Here is a 20,145-nt window from a genome sequence, read left to right as displayed (position 1 = left end):
GAGCCGGCCCCGAGCCGACCCGGAGCCGACCCCGAACTAGAAATCGTCAATCTGACGATTTCTGCGGTAGCATCGCTGACATGAACGCTGCGGACCTTGGGCTCCCGGTGGACGTGCCGTCGACCGCGCTCTTCACCGACCAGTACGAGCTGACCATGCTCCAGGCGGCCCTCCGGGCCGGCACCGCCGAACGACGCTCCGTTTTCGAGGTCTTCACCCGCCGCCTGCCCGAGGGCAGGCGCTACGGCGTGGTGGCGGGCATCGGACGGGTCCTCGACGCCGTCGAGAACTTCCGCTTCGACGCGGACGTCCTCGGCTTCCTGCGCGAGCAGGCGATCGTGGACGAGCCGACGCTCCGGTGGCTGGCCGGCTACCGCTTCTCGGGCGACATCTGGGGCTACCCCGAGGGCGAGGTGTACTTCCCCGGCTCCCCGATCCTGCGGGTCGAGGGCTCCTTCGCGGAGTGCGTGCTCCTGGAGACCGTGATCCTCTCGATCCTCAACCACGACTCGGCCATCGCGGCCGCGGCCTCCCGGATTTCGGGGGCGGCCGGCGGGCGGCGGCTCATCGAGATGGGCGCCCGGCGCACCCACGAGCTGGCCGCCGTCGCCTCCGCCCGCGCCGCCTACGTCGGCGGCTTCGACGCCACCTCGGACCTGGCCGCCGGGTTCCGTTACGGCATCCCGACCGTCGGCACCTCCGCGCACGCCTTCACCCTGCTGCACGACAGCGAGCGGGACGCGTTCCAGGCCCAGGTGGAGACCCTCGGCCGCGGTACGACGCTGCTCGTCGACACCTACGACGTGGCCGAGGCCGTCCGTACCGCCGTCGAGGTGGCAGGACCGGAGCTCGGCGCCGTGCGCATCGACTCCGGGGACCTGCTGCTCGTGGCGCACCGGGTGCGGGCGCAGCTGGACGAGCTGGGCGCGACGAACACCAAGATCGTGGTCACCTCCGACCTGGACGAGTACGCCATCGCCTCGCTGGCGGCGGCTCCGGTCGACGCGTACGGGGTCGGCACGCAGCTGGTCACCGGCAGCGGGCACCCGACCTGCTCGATGGTCTACAAGCTGGTCGCCCGCGCCCAGTCGGCCGACCCGAAGGCGCCGCTGACGGCGGTGGCGAAGAAGTCGCTCGGCGGCAAGGCCTCGGTCGGCGGCCGCAAGTGGGCGGCGCGCCGGCCGGACGCGGAGGGCGTCGCGGAGGCCGAGGTCGTCGGTACGGGCCCGGTGCCGCCGGAGCTCGCCGACCACCAGCTGCTCGTGGAGCTGGTCAAGGGCGGCGACGTGGTGGCCCGCGAGCCGCTGGAGGCGGCGCGGGCGCGGCACATCGCGGCGCGTGGCGGGCTGCCGATGTCGGCGATCCAGCTGTCGCGGGGCGAGCCGGTGCTGCCGACGGAGTACGCGTAGCCGGTACGCCCGTACGCGTGGGGAGTACGTGTAGGGAGTACGTGTAACACCCTGCGAGGCCCCCTCCCGAAGGGAGGGGGAAGTCTCTAGGCTCGAAGCCATTCCCCCCGCCCGACGCCTCGCCCGACCCCCGTCCGTAACCCAGCTCCCCTCGCCGGCCCACCGAAGGACACCCGCCATGCACCGCGCATTGATCGTCGTGGACGTTCAGAACGACTTCTGCGAGGGCGGCAGCCTCGCGGTGGCGGGGGGTGCGGATGTCGCCGCCGCCATCACCGACCTGGTCGGGGAGGCGGCGGGCGCCGCGTACCGGCACGTGGTCGCGACCCGCGACCACCACGTCGACCCGGGCGACCACTTCTCCGACGAGCCGAACTACGTGACGTCCTGGCCGGTGCACTGCGTGGCCGGGACCGAGGGCGTCGGCTTCCACCCGAACTTCGCCCCCGCGGTCGCCTCCGGCGCGATCGACGCGGTGTTCGACAAGGGGGCGTACGAGGCGGCGTACAGCGGCTTCGAGGGGCGCGACGAGAACGGGACGACCCTGGCCGAGTGGCTGCGGGCGCACGACGTGGCCGAGGTCGACGTCGTGGGCATCGCGACGGACCACTGCGTCCGGGCGACGGCGCTCGACGCGGCCCGGGAGGGGTTCCGTACGCAGGTCCTGCTCGACCTCACGGCGGGCGTCGCCAAGCCGACGACCGAGCGGGCCCTGGAGGAGCTGCGCGGGGCCGGGGTGGAGCTCACGGGCAAGCCCGTGGTCTGACATACCCCTGGTCTGGCATCCCCCCCCCAGTGCCCTACGAGGCCGTGGGCAGGCTCCGTATCGAGTGCCACAGCTCCTGGGTCGTCGTGCCCGCCGCGGAGCGCCACAGCAGGCCGTCCGGGTGGTGGAGGACGGCGGTGATCTCGTCGGGGGTCGGGGGCTCCGCGTTGCCCCGGAGGTAGACGGCGCGCAGGCCCAGGTTCCGCAGCCGGGTCAGGGCGCGGGCGCGGTTCGCCGCGTGCACCAGGAAGCGGACGGTGACCCCGTCGCCGGCCGGGCTCGGGAGCCCTATCGCGACGACCACACTGCCACCTGGCAACTTGCAGAAGCCTCCACCGGGCATGCCGAAACCACTCCCCCTGTGCGTTGGATGTCAATAAGGAACGTCAAAAGCATGGTCAGGGGCACTCAAACACGATCGGCCGCCGCCCGCTAGAGGGCGACGGCCGATCATGGTTTGACCTGCGGTAATGCTGATTACTTCGTGGACGGACCCACCTGGACGGTGATCGTCTGGCCGTTCTTCGGCTCCTTGACGACCGCGATCTTGGTGTTGGTGTCAGTTACCTTGACGCCGGCCCGCTCGGTCTCCTGGTACCAGTACGTACCCTTCCGGTCGTCGAAGACCGGGTTGCCCGCCAGCGGCTTGATCTTCGCCGGGGCGTCCGCGCTGTGCAGCGTGAAGCCGTCGGTGCGGTAGGTGCCGAAGGGCGCGTCGTGCGACTGGATGCGGTTGCGCATCAGGGTGCCGTTCGACCACTTCAGCGGCGTCGGGTGCGCGTCGACCGGGAGGACGAGGCCCTGGCCCGGGTGGACGGCCGTGTTGTTGTCCTTCTGCGAGGTGTCCCACAGCCAGATCAGCAGGCCGTTCTGGTACGGGTAGTGCTCGACCCAGCTGGCCTTGTCACCCGCGAACCCGAAGTTGTACGGGCCGACCTTGAGGGTCGCGTCGTACGACACGTACTGGCGGTTCTCCGCGAGGTAGTACTGCTCGTACTCCTTCGTGAAGCCCTTGCCGATGCGCGAGAAGCCCTTCGCCGCCCAGCCGTTGTCGCCGGCCTCGACGGTGTCCGAGAAGACCGGGGCACCGTCGGCGGTCAGCGTGATGGCGTCGGCCGCGAAGCCCTTGCCGCCCGCGCCGCCGTCCGTCTGGTAGCGGAAGCGGAGGTCGAACTTCTTGCCCGCGTAGGCGTCCAGCGGGAAGACCAGCGGCTTGTACGCGCCGGAGACGTCGGTCAGCGCCGGGGCGCCGCTCGCGTCGCGCGGCAGCGGCTTGCCGTCCACCGTGCCGTCCAGGGCGGTCCAGTTGGCGCCGCCGTCCGTCGACACCTCGGTGTAGAGGTAGTCGTAGTCCAGCTCGATGTCGTACCAGCCCTTGAGCTCAAGGGTGGCCTTCGACTTGCCGGTCAGGTCGACCGAGCGGGTCAGGGTGTTCTTGAGGTCGTCACCCATGCCGCTCCACCACTGCGTGGCGCCCTCGGCGGGCGCGACGACCTCGGTGGTGACCTGCTTCTTCGGCAGCTCGACGACGAGCGCCTGCGGGTTCTTGGTGTTGTACTCGGCCACGCCCAGCTTGTGGGTGGACTTCGTACCGCGCTGCTCGTTGCTCACCTTGGTGTAGTTGAGCCAGCCGAGCTGCAGCTTGTCCCAGGCGGTCATGTCGCCGGGCAGGTCGCCGATGGACTCCTTGCCCCGGCCGAGCCAGGAACCGGAGGACATCAGGGACCAGAAGCCGGTCGAGTTCTCGGCGCCGGGCTTGCCGGAGGTGTCGTACAGGTCCGGCAGACCGAGGTCGTGACCGTACTCGTGCGCGAAGACGCCGAGGCCGCCGTTCTCCGGCTGCATCGTGTAGTCGCCGACCCAGATGCCGGTGGAGCCGACCTGCGTGCCGCCGGACTTGTTGTTCGCCGGGCCGGTCTTGCCCGCGTCCGTGCCGTACGCGTACCAGCGGTGGGCCCACAGGGCGTCGCCGCCCTGGACGCCGCCGCCAGCCGACTCGTCCTCGCCCGCGTGGACGATCTGGAAGTGGTCGATGTAGCCGTCGGCCTCGTTGAAGTTGCCGTCGGCGTCGAAGTCGTACCGGTCCCACTGGTCGTACTGGGCGATGTCGGCCTTGATCTGGGCGTCGGTGCGGCCCTTGGCCTTCTGGTCCGCGGTCCACGCGGTGACACCGTCGCGGACGGCGTCCCAGACGTTGGCGCAGTTGCTGTTGCCGCAGTAGTTCGAGCCGTAACGGGCCTCGTTGTACTCGACCTTGACCCAGTCCGAGACGCCGCCCTCGACCGAGTACCGGCCCGAGGAGGTCTTCTCGTAGTACGTCTTCAGGGACTCCTTCGGCTGACCGGTCTTCTTGTCCTTGCCGGTGCCGAAGTACAGGTCCTGGAAGTGCTTCTGGTTGTAGTCCTTCTGCCAGGCCGTGGAGTTGTCCTTCGCACGGTCCGGCTGGGCTATCTGGTTGTGCAGCGGGCCGGGCGTGCCGCCGAACTTCGGCTTCGGGTCGGCGGTGTCGTCGTCGGCGCGGTCGACCAGCGTGGTGTTGTCCACCTTGTCGCCGAACTCGACCAGGATCGTGAAGATCTTGTCGGTCTTCTCCCGGCCCAGCTCGACGTACTTCTTGCTGTCGAGCTTGACGACCTGGGAGCCCCCGCGGCGCTCGACCTTGGACTCGCCGCTCAGCACCTGCTCCAGGGCGGCCTTGCGCTGCTGCTCCTGCTGCTTGCTGTACGGGCCCTCGAGGTCGTGGTCGACCGCGGTCTTGTCCACGCCGGCTCCCGGAGCCGGGTCGTGGCGCTCGATGGGGGCGGGTGCGCCCGGCCCCTTGTCGTCGGCCCACGAGGTGGTGAAGGTCGAGGCGGTGGCGGCGGTAGCCGCGAGCGCCACGACGACTGCGGACGTTCTGATCGCCCGTCGTCTGCTGGTCACTTGATGTTTGTCCTCCCCGGCGCCCCTCGGCCCACGGACCTGAGGTGGGGTGTCCGCAGGCGGGTACGCGCGTCACAAGTGACGACATTCGACCGGAGTTACTCCGGAAAAGACAGTCCTTGACTTGAACAGGCCAACTGCACTATGCAGAAGTCGATTTCCGTTATCCGGACGGTCACCGGGCGCACCAGAACGGGTCATTCGGGGAATCGGTGACTCCATGCGCCCCCCGTGCATCCGCACCGTGGGTTAGGTCACGCTTACTACCCGTTTCGCTCGGGCATCCATCGACGTAGAGTCGCTCGGGAGTGCGACCAGCCGATGCTTCGAGGGACGGTACCCGTCATGCCGCGTCCGAACGCCGCACAGCTCGCCTACGGTTCGGCCACCGTCGTCTTCTCGACCGTCGCCCTGCTGTTGCTGTCCCGCACCACCGAAGCGCTGGGCATCGTCGTGATCAGCGCGGCCGGGCTGCTGCTCGGCGTGCTCGTCGCGATCACACTGCCGGCCACGCACCGCCGCAGGGCCCCCGAGCCGGTGGCGCCCGCGGCCCCCCTGACGGACGAGATCCGGGTACCGGCCGTCCGCGTGGGCGCGGGGGCCGATACCCGGATCGGTTCGAGCTCGTAGCGCTCGTCGCCGCCTGGCGCTCGTCCGCTACTGCTGCACGGACACCACCACGGTCTTCGCCGCCTTGTCGTGCAGACCCTGCTTGTAGGGCTTGTCGACCAGGATCAGGATGAGCAGGAGCAGCGGCCACAGGCAGGCGCAGCAGATCAGCGCCGGCAGCCACAGCACGACGGCCCGGATCAGCGAGGCGTTCGTCGGCGGCGTGGAGCCGTCGTTGAGCATCGCGACGCGCAGCTTCATCCACTTCTTGCCGAGCGTCTGGCCCTTCTTGGCCACCATCAGGGTGTCGTAGGCGACGAACGCGACGATGGTGATCAGCTGGAAGACCAGGCCGCTGCCCGTGCTGGTCGCGGTGATCGCGTCGCCGAAGTCGTCGCTGCTGTCGGTGGCCCGGTCGTAGACGTCGAACGGGATGCCGATGATGGCGAGCGGGATGGCGATGAGCAGCCAGTCCATGATCCTCGCGAGGATGCGCTTGCCGGAGTCGGCGAGCGGCGGCATCCCGGCGAGCGGATCCGCACCGCCGTAACCGCCTCCGCCGCCGTAGGGCTGACCGTACGGCGGGGGCGGCGGCGGAGCGTTGTCGTACGGCGACCCCCCGGGCGGGGGTCCCGGCGGCGGGCCACCGGGGGGCGGGCCGCCCGGTGGCGGGCCTTCGGGGGGAGGCGGCTCGCTCCCGTAAGGGGACCCCGCCGACGGCGGCGTGGGCTCCTGCGGCTCCTTGGGCCTCTTGAGGAACGGGTCGTCCTCGGGCCGCTCACCGGGCGTCGGCTGATCGTTGCTCATGTGGGCAGTGCATCCCGGGCGGCGGGCGCCCGCAAGGATTCGCAGCCCGTTCGAGGGACCGCCGGGCGGGTGCCGTAGGGCCTCTCGCCTGGATCAGGCCGGATCAGGGAGCGGGGTCTGGTGCCGTGCATCGCAAGGCGGAGGAGGGAGTCAACGCGGAGCGTTGGCGACCGACGACAACGCGGCGAGGCACGGTGCCAGGGCCCGCGAGCCCGGCATGATCCAGACGAGAGGCCCTAACCCGCCACGAAGGTGCGGGCCGCCTTGTCGTGCCAGCACTGGCGCCATGGGCGGTCGAAGACGCACCAGAGGACGTTGAGGACGCCGAGCACCAGGAGCCCGAGGACGCTGTAGACGAGCCAGCGGCGCAGGGCCGCGCCGAAGGTCGGCGGCTCGTGCGCCTCGATGTCCCGTACCTGGAGACCGCAGAGCTTCTTGCCGAGCGTACGGCCCCACTTGGCGGTGGGCAGCGCCTCGTACAGGACGCCGAGGACGAAGAAGGCGCCGAGCGCGATCCCGAAGTTGAGGGAGGTCGTGCCGTCCAGGAGCCAGACCTGGACGGTGACGCCGGACTGCTTCGCCGCCTCGATCTTGGCCTCGATGTGGTCGAGCGCGGTCGTGACGAAGGGGAACGCCGCCGCGCCCGCCAGCGCGCCGAGCACGAGGGTGTCGACGAACCGGGCGACGAGGCGCTTCCCGAGCCCGGCGGGCCGCGCGGCCGCCTGGGCCCGGGCCGCCTGCAGGAACATGTCCTCGACGGGCGGCTTCCAGGGCACCACGGGCGGCTCGCCCACGCCGGAGGCCGCCGGAGCGGGGGTGGGCGCGGGCTGCGCGAGCTGCTGCACCTGCTGCGGCCACGAAGCGGCCCCACCACCGGGCCCGGTCGCGACAGGGGCGACGGGGGCGGGGGTGACGGGGGCCGGCGTCGGGGCGGGTGCGGGCGTCGGCGCGGGGGCCGGTGCCGGCACCGGTGAGGGGACGTGCGGGAGCGGGGCCGCGGGAGCCGCCTGCACGGCCTGCGGGGTCTGTGCGGCGTGCGGGCTGGGCGCGGCCTGGGGGCCCTGCGCGGGCGGGGAAGCCTGCGCGCGGATGGTCATCGTGCCCTCGGGGACCGGAGCGCCCGGCCTGCGTACGCCGGGGAGCGCTCCGCCCGTCGGGTCGGGGGACTGCGAGGCCGGGGTCACCGGCATCCCGCCGAGCCGGGCCTGCGGCCCGGGGTCGGCCGCCAGGCGGGGGTCCCGCGCACCGGGGACAGGAGCGGCGGACGGACCCGCGGACGGGCCGGGCGTCGCCGACGGCTCGGGCGCGCCCCAGGAGACCTTCTGGTCGCGGTCGCCGCCGAAGCCCGTCTGCCGGGAGGCGTCCGCCTGCCACGCGGAGGCCGGCTCGGGCTCGGACGCGGCGAGCTCCTCGTCGAAGAAGACGGGTCCCGTCTCCTCCACGGCGGGCACCACGGGCGCGGGCGACGGGTTCGGCACCAGCGCCGGACCCGCGGGCGCGGTCGAGACCGGCGCGCCCGGCGGGAGTTCGCCGTCCTTGGGCGCGGGCCGACTCGTCCCGGGTACCCAGGCGCCCCCGTTCCAGTACCGGATGTATCCGGGAATGGAGGGGTCCGGGTAGTACCCGGCGTGCGGGACCTCCCCGCCGGCTCCAGGAGGAGTAGCCACTGCCCCGACTCCGTTCCGTGACGACGCTTCTACGACTGAGGGCCGTCGGCCCAAGGAGGACAGTAACGAAGAACGGCGCCGCAAGAAGAAAGAGGCCACGAGAAACCCGCCTTCGAGCGACATACCCACAGAACCCGCGACTCACCGTCACGTTCAGGCCGACGATCCCCCCGCCGAGAGCCCCCGCCCGGCCGCTCCGCGAACCCTCGCCGAGCCCCCTCGAGAACCCCCTCCGTGAACCCTCGCCGAGCCCCCTCCGACGGCCCCCGAAAAATCTCCAGAAAAACTTTCCCGAAGTCGCGTAATGACCGGCGGCCACCCCGCTCTCTCCCTGTGCGGGCCCACCCGGGGCCCCACACCGGAGAGGACGTACCGCCATGCAGAACACCGAGAACACCGTCGTCGAGCGCGAGCTGGAGCTGAACCTTGTGCTCTCCCCCGAGCGCTCCATCCCCGTCCCGGCCCGCCTCGCCTTCCGCACCGACGACCCGTACGCCGTCCACATCACCTTCCACGTCGGTTCGGAGTACCCGGTCAACTGGACCTTCGCCCGCGAACTGCTCGTCGAGGGCATCTTCCGGGCCTGCGGCCACGGGGACGTCCGGATCTGGCCCACGAAGGTCGACGGCCGCAACGTCGTCCTGATGGCGCTCTCCTCCCCCGACGGCGACGCGCTCCTTGAGGCGCCCTCCGCGCAGGTGTCCGCCTGGCTGGAGCGGACCCTGCGCGCCGTCCCGCCGGGCACCGAGTCCGAGCAGCTCGGCATCGACGACGGGCTGGCCGAACTGCTCGCCACCACCTCGGTCGCCGACGACCTGTGGCTGCGGGACCCGTGGCCTTCGGACGAGTCGCAGGAGGGTGAGGCGTGAGCGGGGGCGCTACGCGATCAGAAGAGCTTTCCGGGGTTCAGGATCCCGAGCGGGTCGAAGGTCTTCTTGATGCCCTGCTGCATCTCCACCCCCACCGGCCCCAACTCCCGCGCCAGCCACTCCTTCTTCAGTACCCCCACACCGTGCTCACCGGTGATCGTGCCGCCCAGCTCAAGGCCGAGCGCCATGATCTCGTCGAAGGACTCCCGCGCCCGGCGCGACTCGTCCTCGTCGGCGTGGTCGAAGCAGACGACGGGGTGGGTGTTGCCGTCGCCCGCGTGCGCGCAGACGCCGATCGTCAGGTCGTACTTGGCGGCGATAGCGGCCGTGCCGTCGAGCATGGCGGCCAGCTTGGTGCGCGGTACGCACACGTCGTCGATCATCGTCGCGGGCTTGACCGTCTCGAGCGCGGTGAGCGACAGGCGGCGGGCCTGGAGGAGCAGTTCGGACTCGGCGGCGTCCTCCGCCGGTACGACCTGGGTGGCCCCGGCCGCCGAGCACAGCTCCCCGACGGCGGCGAGATCGGCAGCCGGGTCCGGGGTGTCGAAGGCGCACAGGAGCAGCGCCTCGGTGGTGTCAGGCAGCCCCATGTTCGCCAGCTTGTTGACGGCGCGGATGGTGGTTCCGTCCATCAGCTCCAGCAGGGACGGCGTATGGCCGCGCTCCATGATCGCGCAGACGGCCTCGCAGGCGGCCGCCGAAGAGGGGAACTCGGCGGCCAGCGCGAGCTGTCGCGGCGGTCGCGGACGCAGCGCGAGGGTCGCCCCGACAACGATGCCGAGACTGCCCTCGGAGCCGACGAAGAGCCTGGTCAGGTCATATCCGGCGACGCCCTTGGCGGTGCGCCGGCCGGTGGAGAGCAGCCGCCCGTCGGCGAGGACCACGTCCAGGCCGAGGACGTACTCCGCCGTCACCCCGTACTTCACACAGCAGAGACCGCCGGACGCGGTGCCGATGTTGCCGCCGATCGTGCACATCTCCCAGCTGGAGGGGTCCGGCGGGTAATAGAGGCCGTGTTCGTCGACGGCCCGGGACAGGACGGCGTTGACGACGCCCGGTTCGACGACGGCGATCCGGTCGACCGGGCTGATCTCCAGGATCCGGTCCATCTTGACCAGGGACAGCACGATGCAGCCGTCGGAGGCGTTCGCGGCGCCGGACAGGCCGGTGCGCGCGCCCTGCGGGACGACCGGGACGCGCAGCGCGGTCGCCGTGCGCATGACGTGCTGGACCTGCTCGACGGTGCGCGGGAGCACCACGACGGCGGGGTCGCCGGCCGCGCAGAAGCTCGCCATGTCGTTCGCGTAGGAAGCGGTGACGTCCGGGTCGGTGATCAGCGCCTCGGCGGGAAGGCCCGCGCGCAGGTCCGCGTGGAGCCGCGTCAGAAGATCGTCCATGCGTCCAGCGTGGCACTCGGGGCCATCGGTGTGAACCCGCCGCCGCGGACCTTCGTGTGCTCTTCGTACAGGGGGCGCGCGGGCGCACAGTGAGCGGCATGAAGACGGAGAACGTGTCGCGGTCGGTCCTGGCCGCCGGGGTGGGCGCGGTGTTCGCGGCGACGGCACTGCTCTACGCCCCCGATCTGGCACCCGGTCTGTTCGGCGGGGGTCCGCAGCGCCCGCCGGGCCCCGCGGACCGCGCGGTGCTCGCGGCGAACGCGGGGGCGCAGGCCTCCCTGCCCGACCTGGCGGCGCTGATCGGCGACCGGGAGAAGTGGCTGAAGGACCATCCGGCGGACGAGGAGTCATGGGCCGTCCTTGGGACGGCGTACGCGGAGCGGGGCGCGCGGCTCGCCGACCCGGCGTACTTCCCGCGCGCCGAACAGGCCCTGAAGCGCTCTCTCGAGGTCCGGCCCGCGGCGCGCGGGAACCTCGACGCGCAGTTGGGGCTCGGCGCCCTGGCGAACGCGCGGGGCGACTGGCGGACGGCCCGCACCTGGGGCGAGGCGGTCCGCAAGGAGGACCCGAAGCGCTGGCCGGCGTACCCGGTGCTGATCGACGCGTACAACGGGCTCGGCGACTACAAGGCCGCGCAGAAGGCCCTGGCGACCCTGGAGGAGCTGCACTCGGGCGCGGCGGTGAGCGCGCGGACGGCGCAGATGTACCGCAACCGGGGCTGGCGCGAGGACGCCTCGGTGGCGGCGGACAACGCGGTCGCGCAGGCCGAGCCCCCCGCGGACAAGGCGGCGGCGGTCGCGCGCCTCGGTGACCTGGCGTGGGAGCGGGGCGAGCCGGCGGAGGCGGTGGAGCAGTACGGGAAGGCGCTGCGGCTCGTACCGGAGCACGGCCCGTCGCTCGCCGGGCGGGCCCGCGCGCTCGCGGCACTCGACCGCACGGACGAGGCGGTGGTCGACCACCGCGCGGCCCTGACCCTGCTGCCGCGCGCCGAGTACGTCCTGGAGGCGGGCGAGTTCTACGAGTCGCTGGGCCTGGACGGTGACGCGCGGAGCCAGTACGAGCTGCTGCGGACGCGGACGTGGGTGGGCGCGGAGGTGGTCCTCGGCCTCTTCGAGGCGGACCACGGCGACCCGGCGGCGGCGGTACGGCGGCTGAGGGCGGAGTGGGCGCGCGGGCACCGGTCGGTGCAGGTGGCGGACGCGCTGGGGTGGGCGCTGTTCCGGTCGGGGGAGCCGAAGGAGGCCCTCGAGTACGCGAAGAAGGCGACGGACGAGGGGCTGCGCAGCGCGCTCTTCTCGTACCACCGGGGCGAGATCGAGCGGGCGGTGGAGGCGTACGGCCCGGCCCGCCGCCACCTGGCGGAGGCCCTGCGCATCAACCCGGACTTCTCGCCGCTGCTTGCCCCGAAGGCCCGCGAGGCGGTGAAGGCCCTCGGCGACCCGCCGGACGAACTGCCGAAGGAGCTCCGTCCGGAGCCGGAGCCGGTGGCCGAACCGCCCAGGACGGCGAAGGCCGTGAAGGCCGAGGCGAGGGCGGATGCGAAGGCGGACGGGACGGCCGACGGGACGGCCGACGGGACGGCCGACCGGACGGCCGACGCGCAGGCCGACTCCCCGGCGCCGGCGCCCCGGGAGACCCCGGAGCCCCGGCAGCCGAGGTAGTCACACGGTTGTGGGCAGTCGTACCTCCCCCGAAGAACGACTGCCCACGGACTGGGGGGCGCGGGCTACAGGTTGCCGCGCTTCTCCTGCTCGCGCTCGATCGCCTCGAAGAGGGCCTTGAAGTTGCCCTTGCCGAAGCCCATGGAGCCGTGGCGCTCGATCATCTCGAAGAAGACGGTCGGGCGGTCCTGGACCGGCTTGGTGAAGATCTGCAGCAGGTAGCCGTCCTCGTCGCGGTCGACGAGGATCTTCAGCTCGCGCAGGGTCTCCACGGGCACGCGGGTCTCGCCCGCCCACTCGCCGAGGGTGTCGTAGTACGAGTCCGGGGTGTCGAGGAAGGCCACGCCCGCGGCCCGCATCGAGCGCACGGTGGCGACGATGTCGTTCGTGGCGAGCGCGATGTGCTGGACGCCCGCGCCGCCGTAGAACTCCAGGTACTCGTCGATCTGCGACTTCTTCTTCGCGATCGCCGGCTCGTTGATCGGGAACTTCACCTTGAGGGTGCCGTCCGCGACGACCTTGGACATCAGCGCCGAGTACTCGGTCGCGATGTCGTCGCCCACGAACTCCTTCATGTTCGTGAAGCCCATGACCTTGTTGTAGAAGCCGACCCAGTCGTTCATCTTCCCGAGCTCGACGTTGCCGACGCAGTGGTCGATGGCCTGGAAGGTGCGCTTGGCCGGCGGCTCGACGATCGGCTTGGCGGCGACGAAGCCCGGCAGGTAGGGGCCGTCGTAGCCGGAGCGCTCGACGAGGGTGTGGCGGGTCTTGCCGTACGTGGCGATGGCCGCGAGGACGACGGTGCCGTGCTCGTCCTTGACCTCGTGCGGCTCGGTGAGGCCGGTGGCGCCGTGCTCGACGGCGTAGGCGTACGCGGCACGGGCGTCGGGCACCTCGATCGCCAGGTCGACGACGCCGTCGCCGTGCTCGGCGACGTGGTCGGCGAGGAAGCGGCCCCGGTCGGTGGAGACCTTGATGACGGAGGTGAACACGAAGCGGGCGGCGCCGTTCGTCAGGACGTAACTCGCGGTCTCGCGGCTGCCGTTCTCCGGTCCGGAGTAGGCGACGAGCTTCATGCCGAAGGCGGTGGAGTAGTAGTGCGCGGCCTGCTTGGCGTTGCCTACGGCGAAGACGACCGCGTCCATTCCCTTCACGGGGAAGGGGTCGGCCTGCCGCGCCGTGGAGGGGGTGTGATCGATGGTCTCAGTCATAGGGGCAGAGTCCCGCCGATCGGCAAGCTGCGCAATGGTTCGCCTGAGGGGTGGGCAATATGCATAGTCGCAGGCCACCATGAGCGGAAGACTTGTACAGGATGACCATGAGGAGGTCGCCGTGGCGATCGATCATCTGGACGGCCGGTTGATCGTGCTCCTGGCACGTGAGCCGAGGATCGGGGTCCTGGAGGCCTCGCGCCGGCTCGGGGTGGCGCGCGGCACCGTGCAGGCCCGGATGGACCGCCTCCAGGCCAACGGGGTGATCCGCGGTTTCGGCCCGCAGGTGGACCCGGCGGCGCTGGGGTATCCGGTGACGGCGTTCGCGACCCTGGAGATCAAGCAAGGCCAGGGAGCGGACGTACGGGGGCACCTGGCGACCGTCCCCGAGGTGCTCGAACTGCACACGACGACCGGCCACGGCGACATGCTCTGCCGCCTCGTCGCCCGCTCCAACGCGGACCTCCAGCGGGTGATCGACCGGGTCGTCGGCTTCGAGGGGATCGTGCGGGCGTCGACGGCGATCGTGATGGAGAACCCGGTGCCGCTGCGGATCATCCCGCTGGTGGAGCAGGCGGCGGAGGACGGCGCGGAGTAGCGCGCACCGGTAGCGCGCACCAGCGCCGCGGGAGAGTTCCAAAGAAGTGGTTGCAAAAAATCCTTGCAACCACTTCTTTGCATGTCTACGCTCATGCCATGCCCGAGCCTGAGAAGCAGCCCGCGAAGCAGCCGGAAGAGCCGTCAGCGCCGCAGAAGCCGTCGGCGCCGCAGCCCGAGAAGCTCGCGGTCCGTTCCCTCGACCCCCGCTCCCTGCGGGGCCTCGCCCACCCCCTGCGCATCCAGCTGCTGCGCAGCCTGCGCCAGCACGGCCCCGCCACCGCCTCCCAACTGGCCGAGCGGCTGGGCGAGTCCAGCGGCGCGACCAGTTACCACCTGCGCCAGCTCGCCGCCCACGGCTTCGTCGAGGACGACCCGACGCGGGGCAAGGGCAGGGAGCGATGGTGGAAGTCGGCCCAGCAGGGCACGACGTTCGACGAGTCGCTGTACCGGAACCGGGACCCCGAGGTGCAGGGAGCGGTGGCGGTCTACCTGCACGAGATCGCGACCATCCACACCCAGGAGCTGAACACCTACCTCGGCACCCGCCACGAGTGGGACGAGAGCTGGCTCGGCGCCTCCGACATGAGCGACTTCACGCTGCGCCTGCCGCCGGCCGTGCTGCGCGAACTCGACGACAAGCTCCACGCACTCATCGAGAGCTACCGCACCTCCCCCGCGGCCGAGGACCCGGAAGCCCGCCGCGTACGCGTGCATCTGCACGCCTTCCCGCAGTCCGAGAACTGACACCAGCGGCCACGCAACGCACCCACCACAGCCGGAAGGGATCACGAACTCATGCACGCCGACGTCCACCTCCTGCTCCACGATCTCCGAGCCGCCGAACTCCGCGCTGCCGCCGAACTCCACACCGCCGCATCCGCCTCCACCGAGGGGCACTCCCTCCCCCGCACCCCGGTCCGCGCACAACTGGGCTGGACCCTGGTCGAGTTGGGCCTCCGGCTCGCCGTCCCCGGAACCGGCAGGCCCGCCACCACCTGCACGGCCACCCTCGCCGCATGAGCGGTCAGGGGAAACACGTACGAGCGCCCGGCTTACCGCCACCGTCCGACCCCTCACCGAACCGCACCCCCCTGGCCACCGTCCTGGCCGCCAACGCCGTCTCCGTGACCGGCAATTCGCTCACGCTCATCGGCGTCCCGTGGTTCGCGCTCGACACCACGGGCAGCCCGGGCAAGGCGGGTCTGGTCGCGTTCTGCGCGGCGGTCCCCGTCGTCGTCTCCGCGATCGTCGGCGGGCCGGTCATCGACCGGATCGGGCGCCGGCGGATCAGCGTCGCCTCCGACCTCGTCTGCGCGCTCGCGCTCGCCGCGATCCCGCTCCTGCACCGCGCGGGGCTCCTCGAGTTCTGGATGCTGTGCGCGCTGATGGCCGTGACCGGCCTCTTCCACGCGCCCGGCGAGACCGCCCGCTCCGTCCTCGTCCCCGACCTCGCCCGGCTCGCCGGAACCCCGCTCGCGCGCGCCGCGAGCCTCTACGACGCCGTCTCCCGGGGCGCCCGGATGACGGGCGCGGCGCTGGCCGGAGTACTCGTCGCGGTCCTGGGCGCCGACTCCGTCCTGTACCTCGACGCCGTCACGTTCGGGCTCTCCGCCCTGCTGATCCTCGTCGGCCTGCGGGGCGTGGGGGCGGCCGCGCCCCTGCCCGACCCGCCTCCCTTCTCCCTCTCCGGCTACCGCGCCGACCTCCGGGAGGGCTACACCTTCGTCCTGCGCTCCCGCCTGATCCTCGGCATCGTCGTCATGGTGATGGTCACCAACGGCCTGAACCAGGGCTGGAGTTCGGTGCTCCTGCCGGTGCACGCCCGGGAGAACCTCGGGGGCCCGGCCGCGCTCGGCCTGATGGTCGCCGTCTTCGGCGGCTGCGCGCTGCTCGGCGCGCTCACGTACGGGGCGGTCGGGCACCGCTTCCCGCGCCGCGCGCTCTTCACGGCCGGCTTCCTGCTGTGCGGCGCGCCGCCGTACGTCACGGCCGCCCTGACCGACACCACGGCGCCGCTGCTCGTCGTCCTGGCGGCGGGCGGGTTCGGGGCGGGTGTGCTCAACCCGATCCTGGCTACGGTGAAGTACGAGGTCGTCCCGGACGAGCTGCGCAGCCGGGTCTCCGGGGTGAGCACGGCCGGGGTGCTCCTGGCCACGCCGCTCGGCGGCCTGGCCGCGGGGCAGCTGGTCGAGGGGGTCGGGCTCACGGCGGCCCTGTTCGCCTTCGGCGGGGTCTACTTCCTGGCCACGCTCGCCCCGATGGTCTTCCCGTCCTGGCGCACGATGGACGCGCCGACCGAGTCAGGGCGGGTCAGCAGCTCGGCACCTTCGCGTCCTGCCCCTGCTCCAGCGCCCGGAGCGAGTTCACGGCCTCGCTGAGCGTGGTGACGGGGATCAGCCGCATCCCCTTCGGCAGCTCGGCCTGCGCGTCGGAGCACTCCGCCTTCGGTACGAGGAAGACGCTCGCGCCGTCGCGCGCGGCGGCCTGGGTCTTCAGGGAGACCCCGCCGACGGCGCCGACGGCACCGTCCGGGTCGATCGTCCCCGTACCGGCGATGGTCCGCCCGCCGGTGAGCTCGCCGGCGGCCCGGCCGTCGAGCTTGTCGACGATCCCGAGGGAGAACATGAACCCGGCGCTCGGCCCGCCGATGTCGGCGAGGTGGAGGGTGACCTTCACGTCCTTCGGGTCGAGCTTCAGATAGCCGAGGGCGGCCACGGTGGCGGCGTCCTGCGACTCCTTCATCGTGCCGAGGTTGTGCTTCTCGACCTCGGCGTCCGACTTGCCGGGCGGGTAGACGGAGTCGCGCGGCAGCACGGCCTGGTCGGTACGGAACCAGGCGTCGGCGATGTCGGCGAAGTCGTTGTCCACGCTCGGCCCGGTGGCCACGATGGTCGTCATCAGGAGCTTGCCCTCGGTCTCCTGGACGGGTGCGCCGCTGATCGTGATCACCGGCCGCCCGTCGACCGCGCCGAGCACGTCGGCGGTGGTACCGGGCGAGGCGATGGCGAACGGCAACGGCGCGAGCCCGACGACGGCGAAGAGCGCGGCGACGGGCAGGGCGCAGAGCGCGAGCGCACGGTGACGCGAGAGACTGGAGAGCACGCCCCCAATCTACTGGTCGCCCCACTGGTCGCCCCCGACCGGCAACCGCCCCCCGAAGAACCCCCGCACCTGACGCCGCACCGCACGCACGGCGACCCCCGCCTCGATCGCACCGATCGCACCGACCGCACCGACCGCACCGACCAGCCGGACCGCCCGCGCCCTACCGCAACGCGTCGGCGACTTCCCTGGCCGCGTCGACGACCCTCGGGCCGACGCGCTCCGGGACGGCGTCCGCGAGCATGACGACGCCGACGCTGCCCTCGATGCCGGTGATGCCGACCAGTGGCGCCGCCGCCCCGCTCGCGCCCGCCTCCAGCTCGCCGTGGGTGAGCGTGAAGCCGGGCTCGATGAGGTTGCCCTGGCGGGCCGCGAGGATGGCGCGGCCGGCCGCGCCCCGGTCGAGCGGGTGGCGGAAACCGGCCCGGTAGGCCACGTGGTAGTCGGTCCAGGTGGGTTCGACGACGGCGACCGCCAGCGCATCCGCCCCGTCGACGAGGGTGAGGTGGGCGGTGGCGCCTATGTCCTCGGCCAGCGAACGCAGCGCGGGCAGCGCTGCCTCGCGTACGAGCGGATGGACCTGGCGGCCGAGCCGCAGCACGCCGAGGCCCACCCGGGCACGGCCGCCCAGGTCGCGTCGGACGAGGGCGTGCTGTTCGAGTGTGGCGAGCAGACGGTAGACGACGGTCCTGTTGACCCCGAGTCGGTTGGACAACTCGGTGACGGTCAGGCCGTGGTCGGTGTCGGCGAGCAGCTTGAGGACCCTGAGGCCCCGGTCGAGCGTCTGGGAGGTTTCCGCGGTCACGACGCCCTCTCCTTCGGAGTGAGTGACGGCGGACCTTCAAACGAGAGCTGCGGCACCGGTCCCGCGGCGACGCACGTCAGAGGCCGCCGGCAGGCCATGCGCACCGGCTGCGCTCCGCGGCGGCGCTGCCACGGGGCGTTTGCATTTCGGGGACAGTAGCGAGCCACTCCGCTCAGCGGAAGACCTCGTCCAGAATCCGGGCGCGTGCGCCCCGATAGGACGGGTTCGGGGGGTACGTCGGTCCGTCGGGGGACTTCGGCGGACAAGATCGGCTTTGTCGTGCGAGCGTTTCAGGCCAAGGAAAGGGGTGCGCACTGCTCGTACGTACGAACAAAACGCATCGAGACGCGGGCGTACGGAACGCAAGGACGGCACTTCACCGCATCCGGGTCGCCCACTCCTGCACCTTCTTGATCCGCTCGCGGAGCTGCCCGGCCGTGGCCTCGGCGCTAGGCGGTCCGCCGCAGACGCGCCGCAGCTCGGTGTGGATGACGCCGTGGGGCTTGCCGCTCTGGTGGACGTACGCGCCGACCATGGTGTTGAGCTGTTTCCTCAGCTCGAGGAGCTCCTTGTGGGAAACGACGGGTCGCCGTTCGGCGGGGAGCTCGAGCAGGTCGGCCTCGGTGTCGGGCTTCTTGCGGCTGTGCGCGATCTGCCGGGCCTGCCGCTTCTGCAGCAGCAGCTGCACCTGGTCCGGCTCCAGCAGGCCCGGGATGCCGAGGTAGTCCTGCTCCTCCTCGCTGCCCGGGTGGGCCTGCATGCCGAACTCGGCGCCGTCGTAGAGGACGCGGTCGAAGACGGCGTCCGACTCGAGCGCCTCGAAGGGCAGCGAGTCCTGCTCGCCGGTGTCCTCGTCCTGCTGCTTCTCGGCCTCCGCCATCTCCTTCTCGGACTCGGCGTACGGGTCCTCCTCGCCGTCCTTCTTCGGCTTGTCGAGGACGTGGTCGCGCTCGACCTCCATCTCGTTGGCGAAGCCGAGGAGGTTGGGGATGGTGGGAAGGAACACGGAGGCGGTCTCGCCGCGCCTGCGGGAACGTACGAAACGTCCGACGGCCTGGGCGAAGAAGAGCGGCGTGGAGATCGTCGTGGCATAGACGCCGACGGCGAGACGAGGAACGTCGACGCCCTCGGACACCATGCGGACGGCGACCATCCAGCGGTCGTTGTTCTCGCTGAACTCGTCGATCCGTTTGGAGGCGGCGGCTTCGTCGGAGAGGACGATCGTGGCCTTCGTACCGGTGATCTCGCGGATCAGCTTGGCGTAGGCGCGGGCGGAGTCCTGGTCGGAGGCGATGACGAGCCCGCCGGCGTCGGGAATGCCCTTCCTGACTTCCGTCAGCCGCTGATCGGCGGCGCGCAGGACGTTCGGCATCCAGTCGCCGCGCGGGTCGAGGGCGGTGCGCCAGGCCTGGGAGATGGCGTCCTTGGTCATGGGCTCGCCGAGGCGGGCGGCGATCTCGTCACCGGCCTTGGTGCGCCACCGCATGTTGCCGCTGTAGGAAAGGAAAATAACGGGCCGCACGACCCCGTCACCCAGGGCGTTCCCATACCCGTAGGTGTAGTCGGCGGAGGACCGCCGGATGCCGTCGTTCCCCTCCTCGTACGTGACGAAGGGGATGGGGTTGGTGTCGGACCGGAAGGGCGTACCGGTCAGGGCGAGGCGGCGGGTCGCCGGGTCGAAGGCCTCGAGGCAGGCCTCGCCCCAGGACTTGGAGTCACCGGCGTGGTGGATCTCGTCGAGGATGACGAGGGTCTTGCGCTGCTCGCAGCGGTTGCGGTGGAGCATGGGGCGCACGCCGACACCCGCGTAGGTGATGGCGACGCCGTGGTACTCCTTGCTGAGCGGCCCGGCGCTGTAGTCGGGGTCGAGCTTGATCCCTATCCGCGCGGCGGCGGCGGCCCACTGCTTCTTCAGGTGCTCGGTGGGGGCGACGACCGTGACCTGCTGCACGACGTGGTGGTGCAGCAGCCAGGACGCGAGGGTCAGCGCGAAGGTGGTCTTTCCGGCGCCGGGCGTCGCGACCGCGAGGAAGTCGCGGGGCTGCTCCTGGATGTACTTCTCCATCGCGCCCTGCTGCCAGGCTCGCAGCTTGTTGGCGGTACCCCAGGGGGCCCGGCCGGGGAAGGCGGGAGAGAGGTGATGGGAGGAGGTGGCGGTGGTAGTCACGGTCTCCGGTTCGACGCTCGTCCAGATATGACAACCGGGCCACCTTACCGGTGGGGCCGACACGACCGGGGCCGGACGAGGCCGTGACCTCGCCGGGTGCGGCGAGCGTCACAACCCCGTCTCAGCGGGCGAACACCGGCAGCTGCGCGGCGA

At 71.6% G+C, this 20,145-nt stretch carries 18 protein-coding genes; 9 read left to right on the top strand and 9 right to left on the bottom strand.

Annotation, left to right across the window (positions count from 1 at the left end; translation table 11 throughout):
* Nucleotides 1–80 precede the first annotated feature (80 nt).
* Together ACFWRO_RS23835 and ACFWRO_RS23830 are read left to right on the top strand one after the other, a co-directional pair.
* A complete protein-coding gene (locus ACFWRO_RS23835) occupies nt 81–1,409 on the top strand; it encodes a nicotinate phosphoribosyltransferase (protein WP_384513081.1) in 1,329 nt (442 codons plus the stop codon).
* 178 nt (nt 1,410–1,587) lie between these two features.
* Entirely contained in the window at nt 1,588–2,175 is a 588-nt protein-coding gene (locus ACFWRO_RS23830; protein ID WP_384513080.1) for an isochorismatase family protein, read from the top strand.
* Nucleotides 2,176–2,209: 34 nt separating this feature from the next.
* Here the strand turns inward: ACFWRO_RS23830 and ACFWRO_RS23825 are convergent, their stop codons facing one another.
* Together ACFWRO_RS23825 and ACFWRO_RS23820 are read right to left on the bottom strand one after the other, a co-directional pair.
* Nucleotides 2,210–2,518, bottom strand: coding sequence for a hypothetical protein (locus ACFWRO_RS23825; RefSeq protein ID WP_384513079.1), 309 nt, complete (start codon nt 2,516–2,518; stop codon nt 2,210–2,212).
* A gap of 134 nt (nt 2,519–2,652) precedes the next feature.
* Nucleotides 2,653–5,097 carry an immune inhibitor A domain-containing protein gene (locus ACFWRO_RS23820; protein ID WP_384513078.1) on the bottom strand — a complete coding sequence of 815 codons (2,445 nt, stop codon included), beginning with the start codon at nt 5,095–5,097 and terminating at the stop codon, nt 2,653–2,655.
* Between the two features lie 345 nt (nt 5,098–5,442).
* On the opposite strand from ACFWRO_RS23820, the gene ACFWRO_RS23815 reads away from it, so the two are divergent.
* Complete coding sequence (locus ACFWRO_RS23815) at nt 5,443–5,727, top strand: hypothetical protein (protein ID WP_384513077.1); 285 nt, start codon at nt 5,443–5,445, stop codon at nt 5,725–5,727.
* Nucleotides 5,728–5,754: 27 nt separating this feature from the next.
* Here ACFWRO_RS23815 and ACFWRO_RS23810 read toward each other — a convergent pair whose 3' ends face one another.
* On the bottom strand, nt 5,755–6,513 hold the full coding sequence (locus ACFWRO_RS23810; protein ID WP_384513076.1) for an RDD family protein: 759 nt from the start codon (nt 6,511–6,513) through the stop codon (nt 5,755–5,757).
* Between the two features lie 236 nt (nt 6,514–6,749).
* Nucleotides 6,750–8,180 carry an RDD family protein gene (locus tag ACFWRO_RS23805; RefSeq protein WP_384513075.1) on the bottom strand — a complete coding sequence of 477 codons (1,431 nt, stop codon included), beginning with the start codon at nt 8,178–8,180 and terminating at the stop codon, nt 6,750–6,752.
* Nucleotides 8,181–8,557: 377 nt separating this feature from the next.
* Here ACFWRO_RS23805 and ACFWRO_RS23800 point away from each other — a divergent pair, with 377 nt between their 5' ends.
* Nucleotides 8,558–9,049 (top strand): SsgA family sporulation/cell division regulator, encoded by a 492-nt coding sequence (locus ACFWRO_RS23800; RefSeq protein WP_384513074.1) that lies wholly within the window; start codon nt 8,558–8,560, stop codon nt 9,047–9,049.
* Nucleotides 9,050–9,066: 17 nt separating this feature from the next.
* On the opposite strand, the gene ACFWRO_RS23795 is transcribed toward ACFWRO_RS23800, so the two are convergent.
* Complete coding sequence (locus tag ACFWRO_RS23795; protein ID WP_384513073.1) at nt 9,067–10,446, bottom strand: FAD-binding oxidoreductase; 1,380 nt, start codon at nt 10,444–10,446, stop codon at nt 9,067–9,069.
* Between the two features lie 98 nt (nt 10,447–10,544).
* Here ACFWRO_RS23795 and ACFWRO_RS23790 point away from each other — a divergent pair, with 98 nt between their 5' ends.
* Nucleotides 10,545–12,107, top strand: coding sequence for a tetratricopeptide repeat protein (locus tag ACFWRO_RS23790; protein ID WP_384513072.1), 1,563 nt, complete (start codon nt 10,545–10,547; stop codon nt 12,105–12,107).
* Between the two features lie 65 nt (nt 12,108–12,172).
* Here ACFWRO_RS23790 and hppD read toward each other — a convergent pair whose 3' ends face one another.
* On the bottom strand, nt 12,173–13,318 hold the full coding sequence (hppD, locus tag ACFWRO_RS23785; protein WP_384513071.1) for a 4-hydroxyphenylpyruvate dioxygenase: 1,146 nt from the start codon (nt 13,316–13,318) through the stop codon (nt 12,173–12,175).
* Between the two features lie 121 nt (nt 13,319–13,439).
* Between hppD and ACFWRO_RS23780 the strand changes: the two genes are divergently transcribed.
* The 4 genes from ACFWRO_RS23780 to ACFWRO_RS23765 all read left to right on the top strand — a co-directional run bounded on the left by ACFWRO_RS23780 (nt 13,440) and on the right by ACFWRO_RS23765 (nt 16,296).
* Entirely contained in the window at nt 13,440–13,916 is a 477-nt protein-coding gene (locus ACFWRO_RS23780) for an Lrp/AsnC family transcriptional regulator (protein ID WP_362011812.1), read from the top strand.
* Between the two features lie 98 nt (nt 13,917–14,014).
* The gene (locus ACFWRO_RS23775) at nt 14,015–14,662 is read left to right on the top strand and encodes an ArsR/SmtB family transcription factor (RefSeq protein WP_384513070.1); all 648 of its coding nucleotides are present in this window, start codon (nt 14,015–14,017) and stop codon (nt 14,660–14,662) included.
* 51 nt (nt 14,663–14,713) lie between these two features.
* Nucleotides 14,714–14,938 (top strand): hypothetical protein, encoded by a 225-nt coding sequence (locus ACFWRO_RS23770; protein ID WP_384513069.1) that lies wholly within the window; start codon nt 14,714–14,716, stop codon nt 14,936–14,938.
* On the top strand, nt 14,935–16,296 hold the full coding sequence (locus ACFWRO_RS23765; protein WP_384513068.1) for an MFS transporter: 1,362 nt from the start codon (nt 14,935–14,937) through the stop codon (nt 16,294–16,296). The genes ACFWRO_RS23770 and ACFWRO_RS23765 overlap by 4 nt, the downstream gene beginning before the upstream one ends.
* On the opposite strand, the gene ACFWRO_RS23760 is transcribed toward ACFWRO_RS23765, so the two are convergent.
* The 3 genes from ACFWRO_RS23760 to ACFWRO_RS23750 all read right to left on the bottom strand — a co-directional run bounded on the left by ACFWRO_RS23760 (nt 16,229) and on the right by ACFWRO_RS23750 (nt 19,992).
* Nucleotides 16,229–17,020, bottom strand: coding sequence for a S16 family serine protease (locus ACFWRO_RS23760; RefSeq protein WP_384513067.1), 792 nt, complete (start codon nt 17,018–17,020; stop codon nt 16,229–16,231). The two genes, ACFWRO_RS23765 and ACFWRO_RS23760, sit on opposite strands and share 68 nt — an antisense overlap.
* Nucleotides 17,021–17,183: 163 nt before the next feature.
* The gene (locus tag ACFWRO_RS23755) at nt 17,184–17,825 is read right to left on the bottom strand and encodes an IclR family transcriptional regulator (RefSeq protein ID WP_384513066.1); all 642 of its coding nucleotides are present in this window, start codon (nt 17,823–17,825) and stop codon (nt 17,184–17,186) included.
* A 376-nt stretch (nt 17,826–18,201) separates the two neighbouring features.
* A complete protein-coding gene (locus ACFWRO_RS23750; protein ID WP_384513065.1) occupies nt 18,202–19,992 on the bottom strand; it encodes a DEAD/DEAH box helicase in 1,791 nt (596 codons plus the stop codon).
* Nucleotides 19,993–20,145: the final 153 nt, after the last annotated feature.

The organism is Streptomyces sp. NPDC058579 (genome assembly GCF_042718575.1).
Lineage (GTDB): Bacteria > Actinomycetota > Actinomycetes > Streptomycetales > Streptomycetaceae > Streptomyces.
Note: the sequence above shows the minus strand (reverse complement) of the source record. Positions and strands in the feature narration are given on the sequence as shown.